We start from the raw sequence: 24,946 nt of genomic DNA, 5'->3' as shown, positions 1-24,946 counted from the left end.
CTGCGAGGTTTGAACTGGATTCCCGCCTTCGCGGGAATGACGAAGGCCGCAAATCTGCGGAAAGCCTCCCTCTACCCATAGGCACGCCCCGCCCGGCCACCTATAGGCTCTGGCCATGCGCCCCTCCCCCGCCACTCTGCTTCACGATGTATTCGGCTTCGAGCATTTCCGGGGCGTGCAGGAACAGGTGGTGGAGCGGGTGCTGGAAGGCCAGGGCACGCTGGCGATCATGCCCACCGGCGCCGGCAAATCGCTCTGCTACCAATTGCCCGCCGTCGCCCTGCCCGGCTGCTGCGTGGTCATTTCCCCGCTGATTGCACTGATGCACGACCAGCTGCGCAGCGCCCGGGCCTTGGGCATTCGCGCTGCCAGCCTCACTTCCGCCGATGCCGACTGGCGCGAGACGCAGGACCGGCTGCTGGCAGGCGATCTGGACCTGCTTTACGTCGCGCCTGAACGGGCGAGCGGCGAAGCTTTCCGCAATCTGCTCGAACGCTCCAGAATCTGCCTCTTCGCCATAGACGAGGCGCATTGCGTTTCCGAATGGGGGCATGATTTCCGCCCCGATTACCGCCTGCTGCGCCCCTTGCTGGACGCCTTCCCGCAAGTGCCCCGTCTGGCGCTGACCGCCACGGCGGACCATCACACCCGCACAGACATTCTGGCCCAACTCGGCATCCCGCAGGACGGGCTGATCGTCTCGGGTTTCGACCGGCCGAACATCCGCTATGCGGTGCAGCCGCGCGATGGGCTTTCGCGCCAGCTGGCCGATATTCTGGCCGCCAATTCGGGCCCCGGCATCATCTACGCCCCTACTCGTGCACAGACCGAGCGGCTGGCCGAAAGCCTTGCCGCCAAGGGCGCCCGCCGCGTGCTGCCCTATCACGCCGGGCTCGACCCGGAAGTGCGCGCACGCAATCAGGCCGCCTTCATCGCCAGCGAGGATATGGTGATGGTGGCAACCGTCGCCTTCGGCATGGGGATCGACAAGCCGGACGTACGCTTCGTGGTCCATGCCGGCCTGCCCAAGAGCATCGAGAGCTATTATCAGGAAAGCGGCCGCGCCGGGCGCGATGGCGATCCGGCGCAGGCCACTCTGCTGTGGGGGCCGGAGGATTTCGTCCGCGCCCGCCAGCGCGTTGCCGAGGCAGAGGAAGCCCGCCAGCCGGGCGAGCGGGCGCGGATCGGCGCATTGGGCGCGCTGGTGGAAACCGCCACCTGCCGCCGCGCCGTGCTGCTGCGCCATTTCGGGGAAAACCCGCCACCGACATGCGGAAATTGCGACAATTGCCTCAGCCCGCCCAAGGGGGTGGACGGCACGGAAGTGGCGCGCAAGCTGCTCTCAGCCGCCTATCGCACCGGCCAGAGCTTCGGCCTCGGCCATCTGGAAGCGGTCTTGCTGGGGCAGCAGAACGAAAAGGTGATCCAGCGCGGCCATCACGCCCTGACGGTGTTCGGCATCGTCGAGGGGGATGAAGCGGCCCTGATCAAACCGGTCGCGCGAGCGCTGCTGGTGCGCGGCGCACTGGAGACGACCGAACATGGCGGGCTGATGCTGGGCCCGGCCGCTCGCCCGATCCTGCGCGGGGAGGAACGGGTCCAGTTCGTCCTGCCACCGGCGCGGGCCAAGCGCGGCAAGCGGGGAGACGGCACCGCGAACCCGGTGGGCGATCCGCTGTTCGATGCCTTGCGAGAGCTGCGCCGCGATCTGGCCCGTGATGCCGATGTGCCACCCTATGTCATCTTCCATGACAGCACCTTGCGCGAACTGGCCGCCCGCCGGCCGCGCAGCCATGCCGAACTGGCCGAGATCCCCGGCATCGGCAGCCGCAAGCGTGAAGCCTATGGCAACGTCTTCCTAAAGCTGATCGAGAATTTCGCCTAGAATCAGGCGGAAGGCTTATTCGGCCGGAATGACATCGTCCGGCGAGACGATGATCACCACCCGGCGGTTCTGCGCCCGGCCTTCTTCAGTGTCATTGCTGGCGATCGGCTGGCTTTCGCCAAGGCCCGCAGCAGCCACCCGGTCAGCAGCCATGCCGCCGCCAGTCAACACATCCTTGACCGACTGCGCGCGGCGCAGCGAGAGATCGCGATTATATTCGGCATCGCCCACCGAATCCGCATGGCCTTCCACATCCGCACCGCCAATGCCGACCTTCGCCAGTTCGCGCGCCATGGTGCCGATAGTCACGACCTGCCCATCCACCAGAGCGGCGCTGTCGGTGGGGAACAGCAGCTTGCTGTCCAGATCCAGCAACCAGCGATCACCCTCCTGTTCAAACTGATATTGGCGCAAGGCCGCGATCTGCGCAGGGGAATAGGGGGAGCTGTTATCGGGCACGGTCTGGCAGGCGGCCAGCAGCAGCATGACCATGGCGATGCCACCTGAACCCAGTTTCTTCGCCACGCGTTCAGATAAAGCCATTGCTGTTTCTCCTGATCTTGTCTCGGTACATTGCTTCGTCCGCCTTGCGGACAAGCTCGGCCGGTGCTTCGCCGTGATCGGGGCAGATGACGTACCCCACGCTGACGGACAAAGCGGCAAAGCCTCCCCTGCCCAGATCGACGGCATCGTCCATCGCCTGATCGATCCGCGCCACGATCGCATCGACTTCGCTATTTTCGATCGGCGCGCCCAGAATGATCGCGAATTCGTCACCTCCCAGGCGGAATACGTGATCTGCCTGGCGCACGGACTGGCGCAGACGCTCGGCAATGGCCTGCAACACCTTGTCGCCCGCCTCGTGCCCATGACAGTCGTTGATGCGCTTGAAATCGTTCCCGTCGAGATAGAGCAGGGCGAAACGCCATCCCTTCTGCCGGACCCCTTCCACTGCCGCATCGAGATGTCGCTCGAACAGAACCCGATTGCCAAGGCCGGTCAGTGCATCGTGCCGGGCCAGGCGGGCAAGTTCCTCGTTCTCTTCGGTCAGTCCGTCATACCAGCTCTGGATTTCCGCCAGCAGGCCGTTGAAATCCTCAACGAAATTATCGATTTCCACCAGGCCGGCGGCCGGCACGCGGCGGTGAAATGCCCGTTCCGTGCGCACCGAATGGGCCACGTCCGCCACATGGTTCAGCGGGGCGATCACGCCGCTGTGCAATTTGCGGGCCAGTATGCGCGTGGCGACCGCGGCAATGCCCATGCAGCAAAATACGATGAGCACGCCTTGCAGGATGAAACGTTCGATCCCCGCCGCGCTGCCCGTAACGCGCACTTCCCCGATCTTCTCGCCCCCACGCTCGATAGGAAGGCGGAACGGTTGGGACCATAAAATCTTGCTGCCCAGCCGTTCGATCCAGGCAAGCGGATTATCATCCTCGCCCGACCAGCTGGCCAGCAGGCGGCCTTCGGCATCGGTCACCTCGATCCGCGCTACCGCGCCATTATCGGCGACCGAGTGGATACCTTCCAGGATCGCTTCCTTGTCGCCAAAGACGAGTGCCGGCTCCACCGAATAGGATAATGTCCGCGCGATCAGCTCCAGATTACGGGCCGCATGGTCGCGGATTATCGACGCGCCGCAGAACAGCACGGTGATCCCCGCGATGAGCACGGCCGCCAGGATCAGCCGCCCATGCGCGCGCGCCAGAATACCGTGAAGGGTGGGTGTCCGCATATCCGCCACGACGCCTACCTGTCCTTCGCAATGCGCAGGACGCGCGGATCGACCCGAACGCCGGAACGGGAAACCGCATCGACGTTGAGCCGGAATGAAACGGTGTTGGGGCCATAGACCATGCAGAACATGGCTTCGCTGCGGCATTGGGGATCGCGCTCGGCTATAGTGACGACCGGCCCGCCATGCGCCCGGCTAATCCATTGCCGCATGGCCCCGGCATCAAGCGCGCCCAGATAATAGGCATCGCATCCGCTGGACGAGGCGAAACCATCCCGCGCGAGATGACGCACGGCGACCTGGCGCCCATCGGACAGGCTGATCGTCTCGATCGCCGCGCCCATGCTCGCCGTCCCCACGATGCAAACCTCCACAGGATCAATCGGCTTGGGCCAGCGCGTATATTCCAGGATAGCCCGGACGATACGCGCCGTAGCGGTAGCGACGCCTTTGGCCTCGGGTTGCGCCGGAGCTCCGATGCCTGGCTGCGGCGAATTGGCAAGCGCAGTAACGGAGTTACCGAACACGGCCCCCAGAAGCACGATCGCTCCAAGCCGGGAAAGCCATCCAGCACGGAGACCCGGCATCCCTTGCCATCTGGCCCGCATAGCTGATTGAGACGTCCTTTGGCTTGTTTTCACATGCATTCCGATGCCGTGAAGGCCCGATGGGCCCTATTTCAGATTTTGAATAGAGGGCAAAGAATAATCCTTAATTCAAAGGGAATATTTGACCCGCAACGGATCAGTCCGGGCCGAATGAAAGCCGTGGTTCATTCACGAGACATTACCTCGCCGCACTGGTATCCAGCCGCCGAGAATCCTTCCAGAGAATCCCTTCGTCGCCCTGCCCAGCCCATCAGAGGTTCCTTGTCCCAGCCGGTCTACGTTTCCAGTATGACATTGATCGAACGGATCCGCGCCGAATTCGGCCGCCGTGCGATTGGGCTTGTCATTGCCCTGCTGCTGGAGGCGGTCATCATCGGCCTGCTGTTGACGCTAAGCATGGGCAAGAAGGAAGAGGCGCCGCTGGCCACGGTGGTCACCACCTTCGATTCGGCATCTGAAGACGAGCCTTCCAAGGAACCGGAGGCCAAGCCCGCCGAACAGAAACCTGCCGTGCAGCCCTCTGCCCAGCCGCAGGACCAGCCCCAGCCCGATCCGCAGCCCGTGCAGCAACCGGTAGTGCAGCCGCCTGTGCCTGCCCCGCCGGCAGTCATTGCCCTGTCCAAGAACCAGATGGCGCAGCTCGATATTTCGAACCTGCCCAAGGCCCAGCCTGCCCCGGCACAAGCCAAGCCGGTCTATGGCCCCGCCAATAGTGCCAGCGCGGGGGATTCCCAGCGCGTCGGCACTACGCCCAATGGCCAGCCGATGTATGCCGCCCAATGGTATCGCGAGCCGACCGATCAGGAACTGGCTGGTTATCTCTCCACCGCGAGCGGCCCCGGCTCAGCCATGATAACTTGCAAGACCGTGCCGGAATATCGCGTGGAAAGCTGTATTTTCCTGGAAGAGTCCCCCAGCCATTCAAATATCGGCAGGGCGGTAATGGCAGCCGCCTGGCAATTCAAAGTCCGCCCGCCGCGCCTGGGCGGGAAGTATAAATATGGCGAATGGGTACGGATCAGGATCGATTACGACGTCAGACGCTCGCAATATTGAGAGGCCGGGCTACCTGGCCGTCACCTTGTTCACCCAATCCAGCACCGGGCCAGAGAGCGAAACGTCAGCCGTTCCCACCGCCATGCCTTCGGTGAAGTGATTGTGGCCGGGCAGATCAACATGAGCCGAGCAAGGGCCAGCGGGGGTGCACAGATCGGCGATCATCCGTTCGGCCGTGTGACGCATCGAATCCGGGTCGAACTCGGCAAAGCCGATGAACAGGGGCGTGGCAACATGATGCAGGCGGGCGATTGCGGCAGGCAGGGTCTGCAGCGAGGCATCCGCGCCATAATAGACATGCGGCTCGGCAGGCGCCTCATCCGTATAATTGGGTGACAGCAGGATCGCACCCTTCAGCCCCTTGGCCTCATCGCCGTGCAGTTCCGTATGGCCGACATAGTCCGCCACATGGTTCGCCCCGGCTGAATGGCCCCACAGGACGATGCGGTCAGGATCGCCACCATGCTCCGCGATATTGGCGCGAACCCAGCCGAGCGCCGCGCGCAAATCCTCCACCCCGCCGGGCCAGGGATGATCCGGCGCGAGGCGGTAATTGACACCCACACCCACCATGCCATGCCGCGCGGCCCAGGCCGTGATGTTATCGGGGTAGAAAGTGCCGTGCTTGTCCCCCCGCACAAAACCGCCGCCATGAACGAAAAACAGCACCGGCAGCGGCCCTTTGGCCTTTTCCGGCACATAGAGGTCCAGCTTCTGCAGCGGATCGGCGCCATAGGCGATGTCACGGGTAAGAGTAATGCCGGCATAGCTCTCGCCAGCAAACAACGGTTCGTAAAGCTCGCCCACCGCCGGGTCCATCGACTGCCCACGCTCACGAAGCTGGGCTGCGATATCGGGAGGAACCTGTGCCATCGCACTTCCTGCGAGCAGAAGGGAACCAAGGCCCGCGGCCAGTTTCAGATGCATCGCTTTCTCCCCAGCGCGGGCATTATGAGCTGCCCTTCGCCAAATATCCTCCGGGGCCGTCCCCGAAGGCTGCCTCTCCCCCGCCTGAGCGGGAGAGAGGCTGAGCGATTACTTGTCCATCACCATCGCCACGAAGTCCACCGTCTGGCGGGTGGCGGCGGCGAATTCCGTTTCGGTTGCCTTGAACGAACCGAAATGGGCGAACTGGTCAGGCGTCATACCGTCGAATTCATAGGCAGCGCGGAAGCTGGGCAGCTTCAGCAGCTTTTCGATGCTGGCCTTGTTCGGCTCGCGGTCGATCGCCTTGGGATCGAAGGCTTCCAGTTCGTCTTCGGCGTTCATCAGGCCAGCGATGTAGCTGGGCGGGCAGGTATAGACCATGTCTGAACCGGCATAATCCTGGATATGGCGGCTAACCAGCTTGCCGGTGCGCTCGTCCTTTTCGACGCGCATGGAGCATTGCAGCATCTTCGACGGATGGTTTTCCGACTTGCCGAAGTGATAGGCGCGCTTCAGCACAGCTTCCTCACCATCGCGGATTTCCGGCAGGGTCAGTTCGATGCCACGGGTCTTGGCTTCCGTCTTCCAGTCCGAAAGTTCGCCGAGGCGAGCCGACATATGGGTGATGACCGAACGCCATTTGGACAGATCCACGCCAGCGGCGCGGGCGCGCAGCAGGCCGGCGCTGACGGCGGACATGCAGCGCATGTACTGCGGCACGGTGAAGCTGGTGGTGTTGTTGGTGGAGATGCCGCGCGCGGTCAGCTCTTCCAGAACCTCATAGCCTTCCTTCGAACCGGGCAGCTTCACCATCACATTGGGAGCCTGCTCGTAAATTGTCAGGCCCTGCGCCAGCATCTTGTCGCCATCGCGCACGAAGCGCGGATCGACCTGACCCGAGAGCATGCCATATTTGCCGCCCGACTTTTCATAGACCGGCAGGATCGCTTCCGCGCCCTTCTTCACCACTTCCAGATAGAGCGTCCAATACACGCCTTCCACGTCCATGCCAGGATTGGCGCGGGCGATGTCGCGGATGTGGTTCGCCCAGCGTTCCGGGGCCAGCTTGATCGCCTGCAGCGACAGCGGCGGGTTGGTGGTGACGCCGCGGAAGCCCATCTCGCCCGTGGTCTCGATGGTTTCATGATCCATCAGACGGGTCAGCTGTGCATCCCATTCAGCCCGCTTGCCTTCCGGCGCCTTGGCGAGGGTTTCTTCCTTCCAGCTGGGGTAAATCAGGGGCGAGGAATCCCACCAGATTTCGGCTTCGGGATTGGTCGCGGCGAGCTTTTCGAGAATGTTCTGGGTCATAGTGGCGCCCCTCTAGGCCTGTTTGCACGCGTGCGGCAATGGCTGGTTTGCTTTGCAGGCGTGAGAAAAATCTGGACCGCGAAGCCATAAAAGGCCGCGCGGTCCGGATCAATTGATTGATAATGTCCGAAAACCGCGCTCTGCCGCTCCGGTTCCCCGAAAACGGCATGGCGCGGAAAACAGGATCAGTGCTGGACCAGCATCAGCGCATCCAGCGCCACCACGCCCTGCCCCTTGGGGTGGACGATCACCGGATTGAGGTCGATCTCGCGAATCGAAGGATTGCCTTCCATCACGCGGCCGATCTCGACGATCAGCTTGGCCAGCGCCGCAACGTCCAGTTCGGGCGAACCGCGATAGCCCTTGAGCAGAGCGGCCTGCTTGAGGGTGAGCAGCTTGGCAGCAACCTGTTCTTCGGAAAGATCGGTAGTCAGCAGGACCACGTCCTTCAGGATTTCCGCCGTCACGCCGCCGAAACCGGCCAGGACAACCGGGCCCCATTCCGGATCGGACTTGGCGCCCACGATCATTTCCAGGCCCATCGTGCCCATCTTTTCGACCAGCACGCCATCGAGCTGGATCGAGGCATCATAGGCCGCGACATTGGTGAAGATCTTGTCGAAGGCGGCCTTCACTGCTTCGGCGGTGTCGAGCTTCAGGATCACGCCGCCTGCATCGGACTTGTGGCCCAGCGCGGCAGCCTGCGCCTTGAGCACCACCGGGAAGCCGATTTCCTCGGCAGCGGCGGCGGCATCGTCAGCCGTGGCGGCGAACTTGCTGTTGGGGAACGGGATGCCCAGCGGAGCGAGCAGTTCCTTGGCCTTGTATTCCGGCACCACGCCCGACACGCCCTTGAGAGCGGGCAGCGGCAGCGGGGCCTGGGAATTATCGACAAGGTCACGCTTGGAAAGATCGGCCAGGCGGGCAATCGCGCGATAGGCACGCTCGGTCGACGGGAACCAGGGGATACCCACCTTGCGCAGCCCGTCGATATATTCCTGCGGAACGCGCGCGCCTTCGTCCACGCCGGCAAAGACCAGCGGCTTGGAAAAGGTACCGTCTTCCAGCACCTTGATGATCGCGGGGAACTTGATCTTCGAGGTGATCGGGTCCGACTGGATGATCGAGGCCACCACCGAACCGACGCGGTCGTCAGCCAGCAGCGCGGTCAGCACCTTGGTGTAGATTTCCGGCTCGGAAAGACCGACGGCAGTGATGTCGGTGGGGTTCGAAACCGGCACGAAATCGGGCAACACGGCGCGCAGGGCCGGGCTGTTGTCGTCATTGAGATCGATCAGGTCGAGCCCGATATCCTCGGCAATGTCGAAGGCCAGGCCGCGCAGTGCGCCGGATTCGCCCAGGACCGCCATATTGGCGCCCGGCAGGCTGGGGCAGCGCAGGGCGATTTCGGTGATGTCTTCCAGCTCTTCCAGCGTATCGGCGAAGATCACGCCTTCACGGCCGAGCTTGGCCTTCATCAGCGCATAGTCGCCAGCCATGGCGCCGGTGTGGGTCGCGGCCGATTCCTGCGCCTTGTTGGACTTGCCGGGGTGCAGCATGATGATCGGCTTGCCAGCAGCGCGGGCGCGGCGGGCAGCGGCGATGAACGCCTTGGGGCGACGCAGCGATTCCACATACATGGTGATGACGTGGGTATTCTCGTCATCGATCAGCCATTCGACATAATCTTCCACGCCCGAGGCGGCCTCGTTGCCGGTCGAGACAGAGGTGGAGACATAGCAGCCGCGCGGGTGCAGCGCCGTGGCCAGAACCGCGGCAAGAGCACCGGACTGGCTGGCAATGCCGACCGCGCGTGCGCCCTTGGGCGGGCTGATCATGTTGGTTTCCACGAAGGTCAGCGGCACGCGCTCGACATAATTGGTGCAGCCAAGGCAGTTGGGCCCTTCGATCACCATGCCATATTCGGCGGCGATGGCGCCCAGCTCGAGCTGTTCCTTCATGCCTTCCTCACCCGCTTCGGAGAAGCCGGCCGAGTAGATCACCACGGCGCCGCAGCCGCGCTTGGCCAGGCTGCGCACGGTATCGAGCACGAAGGGACGCGGAATGGCCAGCACGGCGCAATCGATCCCCTCGGGGAGCTGGTCGACCGAGGCGTAGCACTTGAGGCCCTGAATTTCTTCCCGCTTGGGGTTCACGGGATAGATATCGCCCGCGAATTCATACTGAACGAGATTGTTGAGCAGCGTCGCGCCCAGCGCGCCGTGCCGGTCGGATGCACCGACAACCGCAACGCTCTTGGGGCGCAGCAGCCGGTCGATCTGCTTGTTGGTGAAGCGCTTGCCGCTCATCGCTCGAAACTCCCATGCAGGCAATGGCCCCGACTCCCCACGAGCGGGGATCGGGGCCTATTTCGGTTTGGCTCCCTAATTGGGGAGCGCCGCGCGGACAAGTGCCGCGCGGCTATTTCAGGCTGATCAGTCCTTGCTGACCTTGGTCTTGTCGAAAGCGCCAAGGCCAGGCTTGAAGGTCTTCTCGTCAAGGAATTGCTTGGTGGCTTCCTTGCGGGTTTCCCAGCCGCCGAAATCGTTCAGCGCTTCCTGAGCGCGGATCAGATAATCTTCGGCATTGTCATAGGTCATTTCCATGACGCGGCGCATTGCCCACTTGGTGGCGCGAAGGGCATGGGTGTCCTTCTTCTTCAGATTGTCCGCGATTTCCTGAACGCGGGCCTTCAGCTTGTCGGCCGGGACGCTCTCGGTCACGAGGCCCTGCTCGGCAGCCTGCTGGCCGGTCAGGTTCTCGCCCATCATCGCGTGATACATCGCCTTGCGATAGGGCATCAGTTCAGCCGCGACCTTGGAGGCGCCGCCGCCGGGCAGGATCGCCCAGTTGATTTCCGAAAGGCCGAACTGCGCATCGTCCGAGGCAATGGCGATATCGCAGGCGAAGAGCGGGCCGTAAGCACCGCCGAAGCACCAGCCATTGATCATGCCGATCGTGGCCTTTTCATACCAGCGCAGGCGTTCCCACCAGCTATAGGCTTCGCGCTGGGCCTTGCGGACCGCGCCGATGCCGCCGGCTTCGTTCATGCGGAAATATTCCAGCAGGTCCATGCCCGCCGACCATGCGCTGCCTTCGCCGGTAAGAACCAGCACCTGCACGTCATCGCGGAATTCCAGCTCGTTCAGCACGCGGCCCATCTGGCGGTTGAGCTTCGGGCTCTGGCAATTGCGCTTGTCGGGGCGGTTGAAATAGACCCATGCAACACCGTCAATCACTTCGTACTTGACGGTTTCCTCTTCGGGACGCGGATCGGGTTGCGACGGCATGGCCATGGTAAAGACTCCTCAAAGGACGGTGCGAACACCGGAAGCTTGGATTGTTATTGCTCATAACGATCTGGATTGTTATACGCAACAACAATAGCGGGGGCCGAACATGCACGATCCACTCGTCAAACATCCCGGCTACACCCTTAGGCGGGCATCCGGCGCCATGACTGCGGAACTCACCCAGCGGCTGGCCGAACATGGGGTGAGGATCGTGGACGCCACAGTATTGCTGTGGATCAGCGAGAACCCGCAGGTCACCGCCAGCGCGCTGGGCCGCGCATTGGACATCCAGCGGGCCAATATGGTGCCCCTGCTCAAGCGACTGGAAGATGCCGGGCTGATCGAACGCGCGCCGATCGACGGGAAATCGCAGGGGCTGAGTCTTTCGCAAGAAGGCAAGAAGCGCGTGCCCGCGATAGAGGCAACCATAGAAGCCTTCGAGCAGGATCTGCTGGCGCGGATTCCCTTGCAGCATCGCGAACATTTCATGCCCGCGCTCGACGCCCTCTGGCGCTAGTCCCAATCGCTCGTTAAGCCGAGGCCGAAAGCTAGGCTTTGGGAGCATATGATGCACGAGGTGTCCCTCCACCCGGTTCCGGCGGAATGGTCCGAAAAGGCCCTGATCGACGCCGCGACCTATGAGGAGAAATATCGCCGCTCGGTGGAAGATCCGGAAGGGTTCTGGCGGGAGGAAGCGCAGCGCCTCGACTGGATCAAGCCCTTCACCCAGGTCAAGGGCACCAGCTTCAACGAGGATGATTTCGGCATACGCTGGTTCTGGGACGGCACTCTGAACCTCGCCGCCAATTGCCTCGACCGGCATCTGGAAACCAAAGGCGATACGATTGCGCTGATCTGGGAGCCGGACGATCCGGCCAACCCCGTCCGCACCCTTACCTACAGCCAGCTGCACGAACAGGTCTGCCGCTTCGCCAATGCGCTCAAGGCCAATGGCGTCGAAAAGGGCGACCGGGTGACCATCTATCTGCCCATGATCCTGGAAGCAGCGGTGGCCATGCTCGCCTGCGCCCGGATCGGGGCGATCCATTCGATCGTCTTCGCAGGCTTCAGCCCCGAGGCTTTGGGCGGAAGGATCGACGATTGCGCCAGCACCATCGTCATCACCTCCGACGAAGGGCTGCGCGGGGGCAAGAAAATCCCGCTCAAGGCCAATGTGGACGAGGCGCTGGAACACCACGCCAAGAATGTCAGCCGCGTGATCGTGGTGAAGCATACCGGCGCCCTGGTTCACATGGAGCATGGGCGGGACGTGTGGTGGCACGATGCCATCGCTGCCGGCAGCCACACCTGCCCACCGGTGGAAGTGAATGCGGAAGATCCGCTGTTCATTCTTTATACCAGCGGTTCCACCGGCAAGCCCAAGGGCGTGCTGCACACCACCGGCGGCTATGCCGTCTGGGCGGGCATGACGCATGAATATACTTTCGACTATCAGCCGCATGAAGACGGCAGCAACCCGATCTACTGGTGCGCGGCGGATATCGGCTGGGTCACCGGCCATTCCTATGTCGTCTACGGCCCGCTGCTGAACGGCGGCACCTCGCTGATGTTCGAGGGCGTGCCGAATTATCCGGACTTCTCCCGCTTCTGGCAGGTGGTGGACAAGCATCAGGTCGAAATCTTCTACGCCGCCCCCACGGCCATGCGCGCCCTGATGCGCGAGGGGGACGAATGGGTGAAGAAGACCAGCCGCAAGTCGCTGCGCGTGCTGGGTTCGGTGGGCGAACCGATCAATCCCGAAGCGTGGAACTGGTATTACGACGTGGTGGGCGACAGCCGCTGCCCCATCGTGGACACCTGGTGGCAGACCGAGACGGGCGGCCACATGATCACCCCCCTGCCCGGCGCAACCGCGCTCAAGCCCGGCAGCGCATCGAAGCCGATGTTCGGGGTGCAGCCCGCCATCGTCGATAATGATGGCAATATTCTGGAAGGCCCCTGCGAAGGCGCGCTGGTCATCACCGATAGCTGGCCCGGCCAGATGCGCACCGTCTATGGCGATGACGAGCGCTTCTTCCAGACCTATTTCAGCACCTTCAAGGGCTATTACTTCACCGGCGACGGCTGCCGCCGGGACGAGGATGGCTATTACTGGATCACCGGGCGGATCGACGACGTGATCAATGTTTCCGGCCACCGCATGGGCACGGCGGAAGTCGAAAGCGCGCTGGTGGCGCATGATGCGGTGGCCGAAGCCGCCGTGGTGGGCATGCCGCACGATATCAAGGGACAGGGCATCTACGCCTATGTCACTTGCGTGGCGGGGGTGGAACCGAGCGAGGAATTGCGCAAGTCACTGGTCGCCTGGGTCCGCCGCGAGATCGGCCCCATTGCCACGCCCGACGTGATCCAGTTCGCGCCCGGCCTGCCCAAGACCCGCAGCGGCAAGATCATGCGCCGCATCCTGCGCAAGATCGCAGAGAACGACACCGGCAATCTGGGCGATATTTCGACACTGGCCGACCCTTCCGTGGTGGACGATCTGCTGGCGAACAGGCCACAAGCCTGAGGCGAAAGGGAGGGCGCGCCAGATGTATGTCTCGCCCTCCACCCGCCGCCTGGGCATCTGGGCGACCGGTGCTACCCTCGCCTTCAGCCTGGCCTATATTGTCGCGCAATTCTTCGAATGGGCGGGCCTGCTCGGTTCGGCAGGCGGGCCCAATGCCGCCAGCACGCCGCTGGGCATTGCGCTGCTGCTCACGCCCTCGCTGCTGCTCGGTCCGGCTTTCGTGGTTACGATGGCGGCACTGCATCAGGCGACGCCGGAAGATCGGCGGGCATTCACCCTGTCTGGCCTGGCCTTCGCGGTGATCTATGCCACGCTTACCGGGCTGGTCTATTTTGTACAGCTCACTTTCGTCGGGCCGAGGATCGCGGCGGGCGATACGCAGGGGATCGAGCTGTTGTTGTTCGTGCCCTATAAGTCCTTCCTCTTCGCGGTGGACCTGCTGGGCTATGCGCTGATGAGCGCGGCGACGTTGATCGCCGCTTTCGGCCTGCCGGACACACCCGGCGCCCGCGCAGTCAAATGGGTAATGATCGCCAACGGGGCGATCCTGCCCTTTCTGGCCTTCCAGATGTTCGTTCCTGCACTGATTTGGCCTGCGGCGGCCTGGGGAGTGACCTTTCCGCTTGCCATGGCCCTGCTCCTGCGCCACTGGCGCGGCCTTCCCACATCAACTTGAGGTTGACCGTGCTCTGGCAGGGCGCGGGCACCTCTGGTAACTTTCCTAACGCCCCCCTGCAGGAGAGGCCCTATGCGCGAACGCCTATATCCCCTCGAGGATCTCGAGGACATTCCCGGTACGACCGTCTTTACTGCCCGGCGCTCGCGCCAGGCCTATCATCTTCACAAATTCTGCATGTCGCTAATGGATGCGGAAAACCGCAAGCGCTTCAAGAATGACGAGCGCGCCTATCTCGACACTTTCCGCATGTCGGACGAGCAGAAACAGGCCGTGCTGGACCGCGACTTCAACCAGCTCATCGAGCTGGGAGGCAATATCTACTTCCTCGTAAAGCTCTCCAACACCGATGGGTGGAGCACCCAGAAGGCTGTCGGTTCCATGACCGGCATGACGGCAGACGAATATGCCGCGATGATGCGCGCCGGGGGCCGCAGCCCCGAGGGCCAGCGCTCCATCCGCGAGGGGAACTGACACAATGGCGAAGATTACCGCAGGCATCGCAACCAGCCACGTGCCCGCCATCGGCGCGGCCTTCGATCAGGGACGCGATCAGGACGAATATTGGAAGCCCGTTTTCGACGGCTATGAATGGGCCAAGGAATGGATCAAGGACAACACGCCCGACGTGGTGATCCTGTGCTATAATGACCATGCCAGCGCCATGATGCTCGACATCGTGCCTACTTTCGCATTGGGCTTTGCCGAGGAATTCGAACCGGCCGATGAAGGCTGGGGCCGCCGCGACGTGCCGATGGTGTATAACAACACCGATCTGGCCGGCCACATCGCCGAACAGTTGGTGATCGACAATTTCGACATCACCATCATGAACCAGATGGATGTGGACCACGGGCTGACCGTGCCGCTTTCACTGATGTTCGGCCGGGTCAGCGAATGGCCCTGCAAGGTCATCCCGCTGGCAGTCAACGTCACGCAGTTCCCCACGCCCTCGGGCGAACGCTGCTGGCAGCTGGGCGCCGCGATCCGCGATGCGGTGGCCTGTTTCCCGGAAGACCTCAACGTGCAGATCTGGGGCACGGGCGGCATGAGCCACCAGTTGCAGGGCCCGCGCGCGGGCCTGATCAACCCGGATTTCGACAATGAATTTCTCGACAAGCTGATCGACGGAACGGACGATCTGCGCAAGATCACTCGCCTCGACTATCTGCGCGAGTCCGGCTCCGAAGGGATCGAGCTGATCATGTGGCTGATCATGCGCGCGGCACTGGGCGAAAAGGTGGAAGAGCTTCACCGTTTCTACCACGTTCCCGCGTCCAACACCGCCGTCGGCCACGTGGTTCTCAAACCGCTGGACTAGCAAACCTCTCCTCCGGTAGGACTTAGTCAATAAGCCCCGCAAAGGGGCCTACCGGGAAGAGGGGAAATCATGAAGAAGCCTGTTCGCAGGGCGATTGCCGCCCTTGCTCTTGCAGCCAGCAGCCTTGCCACAAGCACCCTTGCCACCAGCGCCTCCGCGCAGGTGGCAGGCGTGCCAGAGCCCGTCCAGACCTGCCAGCGCGCCTGCCTGGAAGGTTTCGTGAACCGCTATCTGGCGGCCATGGCGGCGCATAAGGTCGATCCTGATCTGTTTGCCACCAATGTCCGCTTCACGGAGAATGGCATCGAACTGCCTTTCGGCAGCGAGGGCCTGTGGGCCACGGCCAGCGGGGTGGGCCAGTACAAGCTCTATGTTCCCGATATTGAGACGCAGCAGGTCGCCTTCCTCGGCACGGTGAAGGAAACTGCCTCCAGCTCGGCCACCGGCGCGGCGCGCCCGCCGGAACTGGTGGGACTGGCCCTGCGCCTGCGGATCGAAGGCGGCAAGATCACCGAAGTGGAACAGATCGCCGCCCGGCCCGACCGTGCAATCGGCGGAGCAGCCGTCACCGGTTCCAGCAATCCCTTCCCCGCCACGGGCGAAGCGGTGGAGAAGATGGGCGCGCCTGCCCCGATCTTCTCGCAGGCCATTCCCGAAAAGGAACGCATGAGCCGCGCCGAGCTGATCGCGGTGGGCAATGCCTATTTCGAAGGCCTGCAGCGCAATGACGGCAAGGGTTACTACCCCTTCACCGACGATTGCATCCGCTTCGAAAACGGCATGGATGTGCTGGCCAACTATCCTAATCCCGAAACCGGCAAGCGCGAGCGGATGAGCTGCAAGAAGCAGTTCGAGGTGGCGCTGAAGGGCACTGTCACCGGCATTCGCGACCGCCGCTTCGTGGCGGTGGACCGGGAGCGCGGCATCGCCTTCGCCTTCGGCTTCTTCGATCACCGCCCGATCAACTGGACCTGGCAGCTAGGCGAATTGTTCAAGATCGAAAAGGGCCAGATCAGCCGGATCGAAGCGATCTTCATTCGTGGGCCCTATGGGATCAATTCGGGCTGGAGCACCTATGAACAGGGCCGCTCCGAAGAGATTCAGGACGTTCGGTAATCTCTCTTTTTCTCCTCTCGTCATGCTGAACCTGTTTCAGCATCCATCGTGCATCCGGGTGATGACAGCGCGGGGGAGAAATGGGCCCTGGAAGCGAAGCTGTGCTTGCACAAACGAGTTCAGGGTGACGGTTTGCGTAATTTGAAGGGGCATTAGTCATGAAGCACATTCTTTCCGCCGCCGCCCTGCTGGCCGTGGCCGCCACCGCCACACCCGCCATGGCCCAGAACGGCCCGCCGCCCAGCCCATGGGCCCGCCTGCAGGACAAGCCCAGCTGTACGCGCGACGAGCTGAAGGCCGCGACTGCCGCCTATGTGGAAGGCCAGCGCAAGGGCAGCCTCGCAGCACTGCCGCTCGACCCCAAGGCGCATTACCTGCAGGACATGCAGACGGTGGAACAGGACAAGGGCCTGTGGAACACCGCCCTGCCCGTGGCCCATTCGCTGAGCTTCCATGACGACAAGCGCTGCAAGGCCTTTACGGAGCTGGTCGTCACCGAAGGGCCGGTCCAATATATCATCGGCACGCGGCTCTACATGCATCAAGGCAAGGTGATCCGGGTGGACAGCCTCGTCACCAGGAAGGGTGACTGGCTGTTCAATGCCAATGCCTTCCTGAAATATTCCAAACAGGAAGACTGGGAACCTCTGTTCAAATATCAGAAGACGCCGCCTTCCGAGATGATCCGCGGCGCCAATGCCTATCTCGATGGCTTTGCCGACAAGTTCACTGACATCCCCTGGGGCACGCCCTGTGCGCGGCTGGAAGGCGGCGCCTATACCAACCGCACCAGTGATCCCCACGCATCCTGCGAAATCGGCATGCCGCCGGGCGTGCTCTACATCACCAATCGCGATTATCTGGTGGATGAGGAAAAGGGCGTGATCAACATCTTCTGCCGCTTCGGCGACAGCAAGAACGGCGGCCCGGATTCACATACATTCCGCTTCATCGACGGCAAGATCCGCGCAGTCCACACGCTCACCGTCATTCCCGGCCCGCAGGCGGATGACAATGGCGCGATCCTGCGCAATCCGGGGATCAATTTGCAATAGCCCAACTCGCCCTCCCGGACTTTATCCGGGAGTGCTGGACACGAAGTGCCAACTTCAAATCTCGTCATTCCCGCGGTTGCGAAGCACTGCCGAAGGCAGAACACGGGAACCCAGTTTTAACGGTTGCTGCTGGGTTCCCGCCTGCCGCTTTGCGGCAGTTTATCCTGAGCGACGCCGCAGGCGGCGTCGAAGGGCGGGAATGACGATAGAAGGGAGTGTTCCCTGAACCTAAAACTCAGCGCCTTCGCGCCTCTGCGAGCGCCAAAAAGCGGGATCCCGGGTCAAGCCCGGGATGACAAATGAACCGGACACACCGATCCCTCCGCTGGCGAATGCGGACTTACGCCGGGGGCAGGGACAACCGAGAGCGGACGGGGCCGGGCCGGTGCTGTCAGGCGCCCGCTCTGGCGAGCGGTGCTGTTGCGCGTTGTTTGATATGCGAATGGCAGGCGAAGTATCGCGGCAAACTTGTCTGCTCGGCCCTGAGTTGCATGGCGGGGAAGGCATAGGGCTCGCAAGTGAGCCTTCCCTTGAGCGGAGATGTTCCTCTGGGGCGAAACATCATCCGGCCACGCATCTGTTGCGGGCGCTGGTCCAGCGGGCCGGACAGGGCGTTGACATCCACCCTGTCCATCTGGCCCGGCTCTGCAGACAGCGCCGACCCGGCGCGGGAGAGGAGCGAAGCGCTACCGCCCCCGCAACCCGTCACTGGGCCCATATAACCCAAATGGTTCGCAATGTCAATATGGCGTGCCAATGATGCACCACTCGTCATCCCGGACTTGTTCCGGGATCCCGCTATTTTCTTAGAAAGCTGGACCCCGGCACAAGGCCGGGGTGACAGTGGAGGCTGGCCCTACCCCTCCCCCAGCATGGGCGAAGGCTTGCCTAGCGCGAGGTCCGCGTCTGAAAACACGATAGGCGTGCGCAGGCCCGGAATATGGGTGCCGTCAGGCCGCTCCATATCCAGCACCATGCCCCGCGCCTCGATCTGCGGATCGCGCAAGGCCTCGCCCACATCGTGGATCGGGCCCACCGGGATACCGTGCTGCTCCAGCGCGGCCAGCAGGGCGTCACGGGTCCACTGGCGGGTCTTTTCGATGATCAGCGGCACCAGAGTAGCACGATGGGCCACGCGGTCCGGATTGCTCTGCCATTCCGGCCGCACTTCCAGCCCCAGCACCTCGGCAAAGCGCGCGAATTGCGTGTCGTTGCCCACGGCCACGATCACCCAGCCATCGCTGGTGGGGAAACCGTCATAGGGCACGATATTGGGATGGCTCATCCCGATGCGGTGCGGCGCATTGCCGGTGATGAGGTAATTCATCGCCTGATTGGCCATGGTGCCCACCATCACATCGAACAGGGCAAGGTCCACATGCTGGCCGCGCCCCGTATGCTGGCGCTGGTGGAGCGCGGCCTGAATGCCGATCACGGCATAGAGCCCGGTCATGATGTCCGCATAGGCGACGCCGATCTTGGTCGGCGGGCCATCGGGCAGGCCGGACAGATCCATGATCCCGCTCATCCCCTGAATGATGAAATCATAGCCGGGGCGCGGGGCATAGGGGCCGGTCTGGCCGAAGCCGGTGATTGAGCAATAGACGAGGCGCGGATTGATCTTGCTGAGGCTCTCATAATCGAGGCCGTATTTCTTCAGCCCGCCCAGCTTGAAATTCTCGATCACCACATCCGCCTCGCGGATCAGGCCCAGCACCATCTCCAGGTCTTCCGCCTTGTGGTAATCGGCCGTGACAGAGCGCTTGCCGCGGTTGGCGGCATGGAAATAGCCGGCGTCCTTCGTGCCATCGGCATTCTCGATAAAGGGCGGGCCCCATTCGCGCGTATCGTCGCCCTGCGGGCTTTCCACCTTCACCACATCCGCGCCGAGATCGGCGAAGATCTGCCCCGCCCATGGTCCGGCGAGAACACGGGCCAATTCGACTACCTTGATGCCTTGAAGGGGAGCGGGTCTGGTCATTCAGTAAACCTCGTCATTGCGAAGGGCGAAGCCCCGCGGCAATCCAGAGCGTCACGCGTCGCGCCCTGGATTGCTTCGCTTCGCTCGCAATGACGATTCAGGCAAGCCCGGAACTTCAAAGCGGATCGATATGGAAGATCCGTTCCGCATTGCCGTGGCACAGCGCATGCATCTCCGCCTCGGTGCAGGGGAAGCTGTCGATGAAGTCCACTGCCGGTTCCTGCGGCTGATAGGGATAGTCGATGGCCCACATCACATTATCGATGCCGAGCTTGTCGATCGAATAACGCAGGGCCAGCGGATCTTCCACGCCGCTGGTGGTGATGACGAAATTGTCCTGGAAATATTCCGCCATGCTGCGCTGGGTCTTCTTCGCGCGGCCAACCGTCTGGGCGCGGCTGTTCATGAAGTTGATGCGCCAGATCCAGAACGGCACTGCCTCGCCCATATGGCCGATGCAGATCTTCAGCCTGGGAAAGGCGTCGAACACGCCGCCAGCCATCATGCGCACCGCATGGGTGCCGACCTCTACGCCGTAGCCCCACATGGCGCTGTCCATCCCGTAATCCTGCAACGGGCCTTTCAGCGTATCGCTGGCCGCGCGCGGGTGGATGTAGATGCAGCGATCCAGCGCCTCTGCCGCCTCCAGGATCGGCCAGAACTTCGGATCGTCGAGATATTCGCCATAGGTGTGGCTGTTGATCATGAAGCCGTTGAGGCCCAGCTCGTTCACCGCGCGCTCCATCTCCTTCGCGGCGCGTTTCGGGCTGTGCGGGGCGAAGCTGGCAAGGCCGGCAAAGCGCGTGGGCCATTTGCGGCATACTTCCGCCAGCCGGTCATTCGCCAGCCGCGCAAGGTCCATCGCCGTATCGGCATCGAACATCTGCACACCCGGCGCAGTGAGCGCCAGCAGATGCATGTCCACGCCATATTCGTCCATCTGCGGCAGGCGATGCTGTTCGATGTCGGTCAGGCCGGAGAGGAAATCGAGCTTGCCATAGCCGCTGGTATCGGCGGGTGCATCGTAGATGCCCTTCACCAGCAGCTTGTCCAGGCTCTGGCTGGGCGAATTGGCGACCTTCCTCAGTTCCTCGGCAACTTCGGGAATCGACCATGCTTCTTCGGTGGCGATCTTGCGGATTTTCTTGGCCATCGGCTTGCTCTCCTCTTTCCGCCGCACCTTATGGATAGGTGGAGGCCAAGTGCAACGGCCCTTTATAGGAAGCAGCCAAAGGGCTAGACCGGCGCTGCACCTGTAGGGAGCTGGAGAGGCCATGAGCGTGACACGCGGGAAACTCGACAATGCGGATCTGCTGATCGAGGAGGCGCTGGTGGGCGGCGAATGGCGCCGTGGCAATGCCGCCCCGATCGCGGTGGACGATCCCTATGCGCTGGACGTAATCGGCGAAGTGCCCTCGCTCGATCAGGCGCAGGTGCAGCAGGCCGTGGATGCCGCCGCCGATGCCTTGCCCGGCTGGGCCGGCCTTCCGGCGGTGGAGCGCGGCAAGATCCTCAACCGCTGGCACGATCTGATCGCGGCGAACCGCGAAGACCTGGCCCGCATCATCACCCGCGAGAACGGCAAGCCCATCCGCGAGGCTCGGGCCGAGATCGACAATGGCGCGGGCTACATCAAATATTACGCCGACCATGCCGATACGGCCCTTGGCGAGATCATCCCCTCTCCCCTGCCCGGCAAGCGTTTCACCGTGGATTACGAGCCGGTGGGCGTCTGCGCCGCGATCACGCCCTGGAACTTCCCCTTCGCCATGCTGGCCCGCAAGCTGGGCCCGGCGCTGGCGGCAGGCTGCACCGTAGTGGCCAAGCCTGCGGATCTGACGCCCTTCTCCGCGCTCGCCATCGCGCGGCTGGCGCTGGAGGCGGGTGTGCCCAAGGGCGCGCTCAGCATCGTGACCGGCAATGCCCAGCAAGTGGGCGAAGTGCTGACCGGATCGCCGGTGGTGCGCAAGCTCTCCTTCACTGGTTCCACTGCCGTGGGCGCGATGCTCGCTGCCGCCTGCGCGCCCACGGTCAAGCGCATGAGCCTTGAACTGGGCGGCAATGCCCCGCTGCTGGTGTTCGACGATGCCGACCTCGACATCGCCATCGAAACCGCGATGATCGCCAAGTTCCGCAATTCCGGGCAGACCTGCATCGCGGCCAACCGCATCTATGTGCAAAGCGGCATTCTCGACCGCTTCCTGGCCGCCTTCAAGGCCAAGATCGAAGCCCTGCGCCCCGGTGACGGCTTTGCCGAGGAAACCGATCTCGGCCCGCTGATCGACGGACGCGCCGTGGCCAAGGTGGACCGCCATTTGCAGGACGCGCTGGAACGCGGCGGGCATCTGCTGGCGGGTGGCGGCACGGCCAACAGCCGCCTCGCCCAGCCTGCCCTGGTCGCAGGCGTGGCGCGCGACGCGCTGCTGACGCGGGAGGAAACCTTCGGGCCGCTGGCGGGCATCATCGCTTTCGACACGCTGGAAGAAGGCGTGGCCATGGCCAATGACACGCCCTTCGGCCTCTGCGCCTATGTCTGCGCGCAGGATACCGCCACCATCGCCCGCGCCAGCCGAAGCCTGCAAACCGGCATGGTGGGCGTGAACAACGCCGCAATCTCGCTGCCCTGCACGCCTTTTGGCGGAATCAAGATGTCCGGCATGGGCCGCGAAGGCTCGCTCCACGGGCTCATGGAATATCTGAACCTCAAATATGTGGCGCAGGGCGGGCTTTGAGGGCCCTTGGCCGACACTGCCCCTTCCCTGAACAGCCCCAGCCCCCAACCTCCGTTCGTCCTGAGCGTGTCGAAGGACGAACGGATCGAGTGATAGATCTGGGGAAAGAGGGTGGAGACGGCCCTCCCCCTCCCCCTTCACCTCCCCAGCGCCAGCGCCTCCTCATACACACTCATATCGATCAGCTTCGCCAGTTCCTCGCGGCTGCGCGGATTGCGTTTGTCCTGCGCGGCGAGCCATTGTTCCTCCGTTACCAGCACATCCAGCATGTCCGCAGGATAGCTGGCCGGAAAGGCATGGTGTTTCCAGCTGCGTTCCACCTGATCGGCGGGAAAACCGCCCGCTGCCTCAACCAGCTTCTTCGCCTCGGCCGGATCGCGCCGCACTTCTTCCGCCGCATCCATTACCGCGCGCACGAAGGCGACGATCCTGGCTCGTTTGGCCGGATCGGCCAGATTGCCTGCCGTGCTGTTGAGGTTGAAATATTCGGCATAAACACCGTCCCCGTGGAACTCGGTCAAATCGTCGCCCAGCACCTGCGCGGCGTTCTCGCTCTCCGGTTCCCAGATCACCACGGCATCCACCTCGCCCTTCGCCAACAGGGCTGTCATGCCGGATAGCGGCGTGCCCGAAGGCAGGGGCACGATCTGCACATCGCCAAAACCCAGCCCGGCCGTCTGCAACATGCGTTGCAGGAAATAGCCTGCCGAAGTGGGCGCCACGGTGACGATGCGCTTGCCCTTGAGATCGGCAATTTCCTCGATCCCGACAGACCGCCGCGCCACGATCCGGTACAGCCCCTGGCTGACATTCAGGATGATCCGCAAATCCGGATGCCGCACGGAATAGCGCAGGGCCTGCGTTTCGGCGTGAGTGGCGACATCGGCCAGGCCTTCCTCCCCGAAACCGGGAATGATCGGCTCGCCCACCAGATTGGGAATGCCGCCCATCTTCACGCTGGCATCGCCCGGATAGAACTTCTCCGCCGCCAGCAGCACGGGCGCGATCTCGAAGGTCTGCTTGTTGCCGTGAATCGCGATCGGGCCGGGATCGTCCTGAGCCTGCACGGGCGCCGCCATCGTCAAAACCGCCGCAATGGCGGCCAGTGCCGCCTTTCGCCTGGAATTCAGCATGATCTCCCCTTCTTTTGTTGCCGGGGACTATGAATGCAATTGCCTGTAGCGGGAACCCCCGCAGCCGATTATCGCTGGCCCACCATGTCCAGCGATCATGACGCCCTCGCCTTCGCCGCGAACCAGCCTGCCGCCCTCTGCACCATCGTGGCGATCGACGGCAGCTTCTCGCGCCGCACCGGGGCGCAGCTGGCTGTGGCGCCCGACGGCACGATTGCGGGCGACCTTGCCGATAATTGCCTGAATGCCGAGCTTGCCAATCAGGCCGTCGAGGCGATGGAGGCAAGCGGGCAGAATGGCGGCGCGCGGCTGCTGCGTTATGGCAAGGGATCGCCCTTTATCGACTTTCGCCTGCCCTGCGGTTCGGGCCTGGACATATTGATCGAGCCCGCGCCGGACCGGGCGGCGCTGCAGAACTGCATGGCCACTCTGGCAGCCCGGCAAGGCGCGGAGCTTACCCTGCCCCTACCCGCTGACGCCGATCCCGCCTTCCTGCGCAGCCGGCTTTACATGCCGCCGCTGCGCCTGCTGGTGTTGGGTGCGGGGTCCGAATGTTCGGCGCTGGTAAACCTCGCCACTACGCAGGGGATCGAGGCGGAATGGCGCGAGGCCGGCAATCACCTCTCGCTCGACAAGGTGCCCGCCGATCTGCTGGACGGCACATGGGCCGCCGATCCCTGGACCGCGATCCTGCTGCTGTTCCACGATCACGAATGGGAATATGCCCTGCTCAAATGGGCACTGGGCACCAATGCCTTCTATGTCGGCGCACAGGGCGGCGCCCCGGCACGCATGGCACGGCTGGAGCGGTTAAAGGCAGGCGGCGTGGAGGAAGGAGCGCTGGCCCGGCTGCGCAGCCCGGTCGGACTGATCCCGAAGGCGCGCGATTCCTCGGTGCTGGCCCTTTCCGTGCTGGCGGATGTGGTCGGCGCCTATGAGGCACTGCACCCTCACCAATGAGCGGCCAAGTCGCCATCGCGCTGCTGGCGGCGGGAAGCGCGCGGCGCTTCGGCGGTGGCAAGCTGGATGCCATGCTGGCGGGCAGGAGACTGGGCAGCCATGCGCTGAATGCGGTGCTCGCGCTGAACCGGGGTGAGCCCCTTATCGTGGTGAGCCCCGATGCGCCCGCTTTCGCGCGGGAAGCCGAAGCGGAGAGACTGGCTCAGTTGCTCGCCAATCCGAATGCGACGGAAGGGCTCGGCACTTCAGTCGCTCTCGCGGCGCGCCATGCGGCGGAGGCCGGTGCGGAAAAGCTGTTGCTGCTGGCGGCGGATATGCCGCTGGTCAGCATTGCGACGCTTGGCGCATTGGTGAATGCCTGCACCGATACCCCCGCCTGCGTGCGCCATTCGGACGGCCACCCCGGCATTCCCGCCTGTTTCCCGGCCATAAGCTTTGCCGCCCTCGCCGCGCTTGGCGGAGACAGGGGCGCAGGCGCGCTGCTGCGAGCGAGTGGCGTAAGGGTGCTGGAAATCGATCCGCGCGAATTGCGGGATGTCGATACCGTGGCGGAGCTGGAGGCGCTGGTGGGTGAGATGGGTGGTGGAAGCTGAATGCGGCTGTCTCGCACGCAACCACATAATC

Annotated in this window: 22 protein-coding genes; 12 read left to right on the top strand and 10 right to left on the bottom strand. The window is 63.3% G+C overall.

From position 1 onward, the window contains the following. Nucleotides 1–115: 115 nt before the first annotated feature. Nucleotides 116–1,885 (top strand): DNA helicase RecQ, encoded by a 1,770-nt coding sequence (gene recQ / locus H0274_RS01315; RefSeq protein WP_226792427.1) that lies wholly within the window; start codon nt 116–118, stop codon nt 1,883–1,885. 15 nt (nt 1,886–1,900) lie between these two features. On the opposite strand, the gene H0274_RS01310 is transcribed toward recQ, so the two are convergent. The 3 genes from H0274_RS01310 to H0274_RS01300 are packed head-to-tail and all read right to left on the bottom strand — an operon-like array spanning nt 1,901 to nt 4,165. Then, nucleotides 1,901–2,428 carry an OmpA family protein gene (locus tag H0274_RS01310; RefSeq protein ID WP_226792424.1) on the bottom strand — a complete coding sequence of 176 codons (528 nt, stop codon included), beginning with the start codon at nt 2,426–2,428 and terminating at the stop codon, nt 1,901–1,903. Beyond that, entirely contained in the window at nt 2,415–3,623 is a 1,209-nt protein-coding gene (locus H0274_RS01305) for a diguanylate cyclase domain-containing protein (RefSeq protein WP_226792421.1), read from the bottom strand. Before H0274_RS01305 ends, H0274_RS01310 begins: the two co-directional genes overlap by 14 nt. A gap of 14 nt (nt 3,624–3,637) precedes the next feature. Next, a complete protein-coding gene (locus H0274_RS01300) occupies nt 3,638–4,165 on the bottom strand; it encodes a YfiR family protein (RefSeq protein WP_226792417.1) in 528 nt (175 codons plus the stop codon). Nucleotides 4,166–4,519: 354 nt separating this feature from the next. Here H0274_RS01300 and H0274_RS01295 point away from each other — a divergent pair, with 354 nt between their 5' ends. After that, nucleotides 4,520–5,287 (top strand): hypothetical protein, encoded by a 768-nt coding sequence (locus H0274_RS01295; protein ID WP_226792414.1) that lies wholly within the window; start codon nt 4,520–4,522, stop codon nt 5,285–5,287. A 9-nt stretch (nt 5,288–5,296) separates the two neighbouring features. Here the strand turns inward: H0274_RS01295 and H0274_RS01290 are convergent, their stop codons facing one another. The 4 genes from H0274_RS01290 to H0274_RS01275 all read right to left on the bottom strand — a co-directional run bounded on the left by H0274_RS01290 (nt 5,297) and on the right by H0274_RS01275 (nt 10,821). Further along, entirely contained in the window at nt 5,297–6,160 is an 864-nt protein-coding gene (locus tag H0274_RS01290; RefSeq protein WP_226792411.1) for an alpha/beta hydrolase, read from the bottom strand. A 162-nt stretch (nt 6,161–6,322) separates the two neighbouring features. Beyond that, a complete protein-coding gene (locus H0274_RS01285) occupies nt 6,323–7,525 on the bottom strand; it encodes a transaldolase family protein (RefSeq protein ID WP_226792408.1) in 1,203 nt (400 codons plus the stop codon). 185 nt (nt 7,526–7,710) lie between these two features. Continuing rightward, the gene (locus H0274_RS01280) at nt 7,711–9,834 is read right to left on the bottom strand and encodes an acetate--CoA ligase family protein (protein WP_226792406.1); all 2,124 of its coding nucleotides are present in this window, start codon (nt 9,832–9,834) and stop codon (nt 7,711–7,713) included. A gap of 126 nt (nt 9,835–9,960) precedes the next feature. Then, the gene (locus H0274_RS01275) at nt 9,961–10,821 is read right to left on the bottom strand and encodes a p-hydroxycinnamoyl CoA hydratase/lyase (RefSeq protein ID WP_226792403.1); all 861 of its coding nucleotides are present in this window, start codon (nt 10,819–10,821) and stop codon (nt 9,961–9,963) included. Nucleotides 10,822–10,981: 160 nt separating this feature from the next. Between H0274_RS01275 and H0274_RS01270 the strand changes: the two genes are divergently transcribed. The 7 genes from H0274_RS01270 to H0274_RS01240 all read left to right on the top strand — a co-directional run bounded on the left by H0274_RS01270 (nt 10,982) and on the right by H0274_RS01240 (nt 17,516). After that, complete coding sequence (locus H0274_RS01270) at nt 10,982–11,335, top strand: MarR family winged helix-turn-helix transcriptional regulator (protein WP_226792400.1); 354 nt, start codon at nt 10,982–10,984, stop codon at nt 11,333–11,335. 51 nt (nt 11,336–11,386) lie between these two features. Next, nucleotides 11,387–13,348 (top strand): acetate--CoA ligase, encoded by a 1,962-nt coding sequence (acs, locus tag H0274_RS01265; protein ID WP_226792397.1) that lies wholly within the window; start codon nt 11,387–11,389, stop codon nt 13,346–13,348. A 22-nt stretch (nt 13,349–13,370) separates the two neighbouring features. After that, nucleotides 13,371–14,024: a hypothetical protein gene (locus H0274_RS01260; protein ID WP_226792394.1), complete on the top strand. Its 654-nt coding sequence runs from the start codon at nt 13,371–13,373 to the stop codon at nt 14,022–14,024. A gap of 72 nt (nt 14,025–14,096) precedes the next feature. After that, nucleotides 14,097–14,498 (top strand): protocatechuate 4,5-dioxygenase subunit alpha, encoded by a 402-nt coding sequence (gene ligA, locus H0274_RS01255; protein ID WP_226792391.1) that lies wholly within the window; start codon nt 14,097–14,099, stop codon nt 14,496–14,498. Between the two features lie 4 nt (nt 14,499–14,502). Beyond that, a complete protein-coding gene (locus tag H0274_RS01250) occupies nt 14,503–15,345 on the top strand; it encodes a class III extradiol dioxygenase subunit beta (RefSeq protein ID WP_226792388.1) in 843 nt (280 codons plus the stop codon). A gap of 69 nt (nt 15,346–15,414) precedes the next feature. Then, nucleotides 15,415–16,461 carry a hypothetical protein gene (locus H0274_RS01245; RefSeq protein WP_226792385.1) on the top strand — a complete coding sequence of 349 codons (1,047 nt, stop codon included), beginning with the start codon at nt 15,415–15,417 and terminating at the stop codon, nt 16,459–16,461. A 158-nt stretch (nt 16,462–16,619) separates the two neighbouring features. Continuing rightward, nucleotides 16,620–17,516, top strand: coding sequence for a hypothetical protein (locus H0274_RS01240; RefSeq protein ID WP_226792382.1), 897 nt, complete (start codon nt 16,620–16,622; stop codon nt 17,514–17,516). A gap of 856 nt (nt 17,517–18,372) precedes the next feature. On the opposite strand, the gene H0274_RS01235 is transcribed toward H0274_RS01240, so the two are convergent. Together H0274_RS01235 and H0274_RS01230 are read right to left on the bottom strand one after the other, a co-directional pair. Further along, nucleotides 18,373–19,497: a CaiB/BaiF CoA transferase family protein gene (locus tag H0274_RS01235; RefSeq protein ID WP_226792380.1), complete on the bottom strand. Its 1,125-nt coding sequence runs from the start codon at nt 19,495–19,497 to the stop codon at nt 18,373–18,375. A gap of 115 nt (nt 19,498–19,612) precedes the next feature. Further along, complete coding sequence (locus H0274_RS01230) at nt 19,613–20,650, bottom strand: amidohydrolase family protein (RefSeq protein ID WP_226792377.1); 1,038 nt, start codon at nt 20,648–20,650, stop codon at nt 19,613–19,615. A 121-nt stretch (nt 20,651–20,771) separates the two neighbouring features. On the opposite strand from H0274_RS01230, the gene H0274_RS01225 reads away from it, so the two are divergent. Then, nucleotides 20,772–22,229 (top strand): NAD-dependent succinate-semialdehyde dehydrogenase, encoded by a 1,458-nt coding sequence (locus tag H0274_RS01225; RefSeq protein WP_226792374.1) that lies wholly within the window; start codon nt 20,772–20,774, stop codon nt 22,227–22,229. A gap of 137 nt (nt 22,230–22,366) precedes the next feature. Here H0274_RS01225 and H0274_RS01220 read toward each other — a convergent pair whose 3' ends face one another. Then, nucleotides 22,367–23,362: an ABC transporter substrate-binding protein gene (locus H0274_RS01220; RefSeq protein ID WP_226792372.1), complete on the bottom strand. Its 996-nt coding sequence runs from the start codon at nt 23,360–23,362 to the stop codon at nt 22,367–22,369. A gap of 33 nt (nt 23,363–23,395) precedes the next feature. Between H0274_RS01220 and H0274_RS01215 the strand changes: the two genes are divergently transcribed. Next, nucleotides 23,396–24,322, top strand: a complete 927-nt coding sequence (locus H0274_RS01215) for an XdhC family protein (RefSeq protein WP_226792370.1) — start codon at nt 23,396–23,398, stop codon at nt 24,320–24,322. Then, complete coding sequence (locus H0274_RS01210) at nt 24,319–24,915, top strand: nucleotidyltransferase family protein (RefSeq protein ID WP_226792368.1); 597 nt, start codon at nt 24,319–24,321, stop codon at nt 24,913–24,915. Before H0274_RS01215 ends, H0274_RS01210 begins: the two co-directional genes overlap by 4 nt. The last annotated feature ends 31 nt before the right edge of the window (nt 24,916–24,946 follow it).

The organism is Fulverythrobacter ferritrahens (assembly GCF_020539485.1).
GTDB lineage: Bacteria > Pseudomonadota > Alphaproteobacteria > Sphingomonadales > Sphingomonadaceae > Andeanibacterium > Andeanibacterium ferritrahens.
Note: the sequence above shows the minus strand (reverse complement) of the source record. Positions and strands in the feature narration are given on the sequence as shown.

Bases quoted from the DNA above. Each gene is read 5' to 3' on its own strand.
- recQ (WP_226792427.1), top strand. From the start codon at position 116: ATGCGCCCCTCCCCCGCCACTCTGCTTCACGATGTATTCGGCTTCGAG.
- H0274_RS01310 (WP_226792424.1), bottom strand. From the start codon at position 2,428: ATGGCTTTATCTGAACGCGTGGCGAAGAAACTGGGTTCAGGTGGCATC.
- H0274_RS01305 (WP_226792421.1), bottom strand. From the start codon at position 3,623: ATGCGGACACCCACCCTTCACGGTATTCTGGCGCGCGCGCATGGGCGG.
- H0274_RS01295 (WP_226792414.1), top strand. From the start codon at position 4,520: ATGACATTGATCGAACGGATCCGCGCCGAATTCGGCCGCCGTGCGATT.
- H0274_RS01290 (WP_226792411.1), bottom strand. From the start codon at position 6,160: ATGGCACAGGTTCCTCCCGATATCGCAGCCCAGCTTCGTGAGCGTGGG.
- H0274_RS01285 (WP_226792408.1), bottom strand. From the start codon at position 7,525: ATGACCCAGAACATTCTCGAAAAGCTCGCCGCGACCAATCCCGAAGCC.
- H0274_RS01280 (WP_226792406.1), bottom strand. From the start codon at position 9,834: ATGAGCGGCAAGCGCTTCACCAACAAGCAGATCGACCGGCTGCTGCGC.
- H0274_RS01275 (WP_226792403.1), bottom strand. From the start codon at position 10,821: ATGGCCATGCCGTCGCAACCCGATCCGCGTCCCGAAGAGGAAACCGTC.
- H0274_RS01270 (WP_226792400.1), top strand. From the start codon at position 10,982: ATGACTGCGGAACTCACCCAGCGGCTGGCCGAACATGGGGTGAGGATC.
- acs (WP_226792397.1), top strand. From the start codon at position 11,387: ATGCACGAGGTGTCCCTCCACCCGGTTCCGGCGGAATGGTCCGAAAAG.
- H0274_RS01260 (WP_226792394.1), top strand. From the start codon at position 13,371: ATGTATGTCTCGCCCTCCACCCGCCGCCTGGGCATCTGGGCGACCGGT.
- ligA (WP_226792391.1), top strand. From the start codon at position 14,097: ATGCGCGAACGCCTATATCCCCTCGAGGATCTCGAGGACATTCCCGGT.
- H0274_RS01250 (WP_226792388.1), top strand. From the start codon at position 14,503: ATGGCGAAGATTACCGCAGGCATCGCAACCAGCCACGTGCCCGCCATC.
- H0274_RS01245 (WP_226792385.1), top strand. From the start codon at position 15,415: ATGAAGAAGCCTGTTCGCAGGGCGATTGCCGCCCTTGCTCTTGCAGCC.
- H0274_RS01240 (WP_226792382.1), top strand. From the start codon at position 16,620: ATGAAGCACATTCTTTCCGCCGCCGCCCTGCTGGCCGTGGCCGCCACC.
- H0274_RS01235 (WP_226792380.1), bottom strand. From the start codon at position 19,497: ATGACCAGACCCGCTCCCCTTCAAGGCATCAAGGTAGTCGAATTGGCC.
- H0274_RS01230 (WP_226792377.1), bottom strand. From the start codon at position 20,650: ATGGCCAAGAAAATCCGCAAGATCGCCACCGAAGAAGCATGGTCGATT.
- H0274_RS01225 (WP_226792374.1), top strand. From the start codon at position 20,772: ATGAGCGTGACACGCGGGAAACTCGACAATGCGGATCTGCTGATCGAG.
- H0274_RS01220 (WP_226792372.1), bottom strand. From the start codon at position 23,362: ATGCTGAATTCCAGGCGAAAGGCGGCACTGGCCGCCATTGCGGCGGTT.
- H0274_RS01215 (WP_226792370.1), top strand. From the start codon at position 23,396: ATGCAATTGCCTGTAGCGGGAACCCCCGCAGCCGATTATCGCTGGCCC.
- H0274_RS01210 (WP_226792368.1), top strand. From the start codon at position 24,319: ATGAGCGGCCAAGTCGCCATCGCGCTGCTGGCGGCGGGAAGCGCGCGG.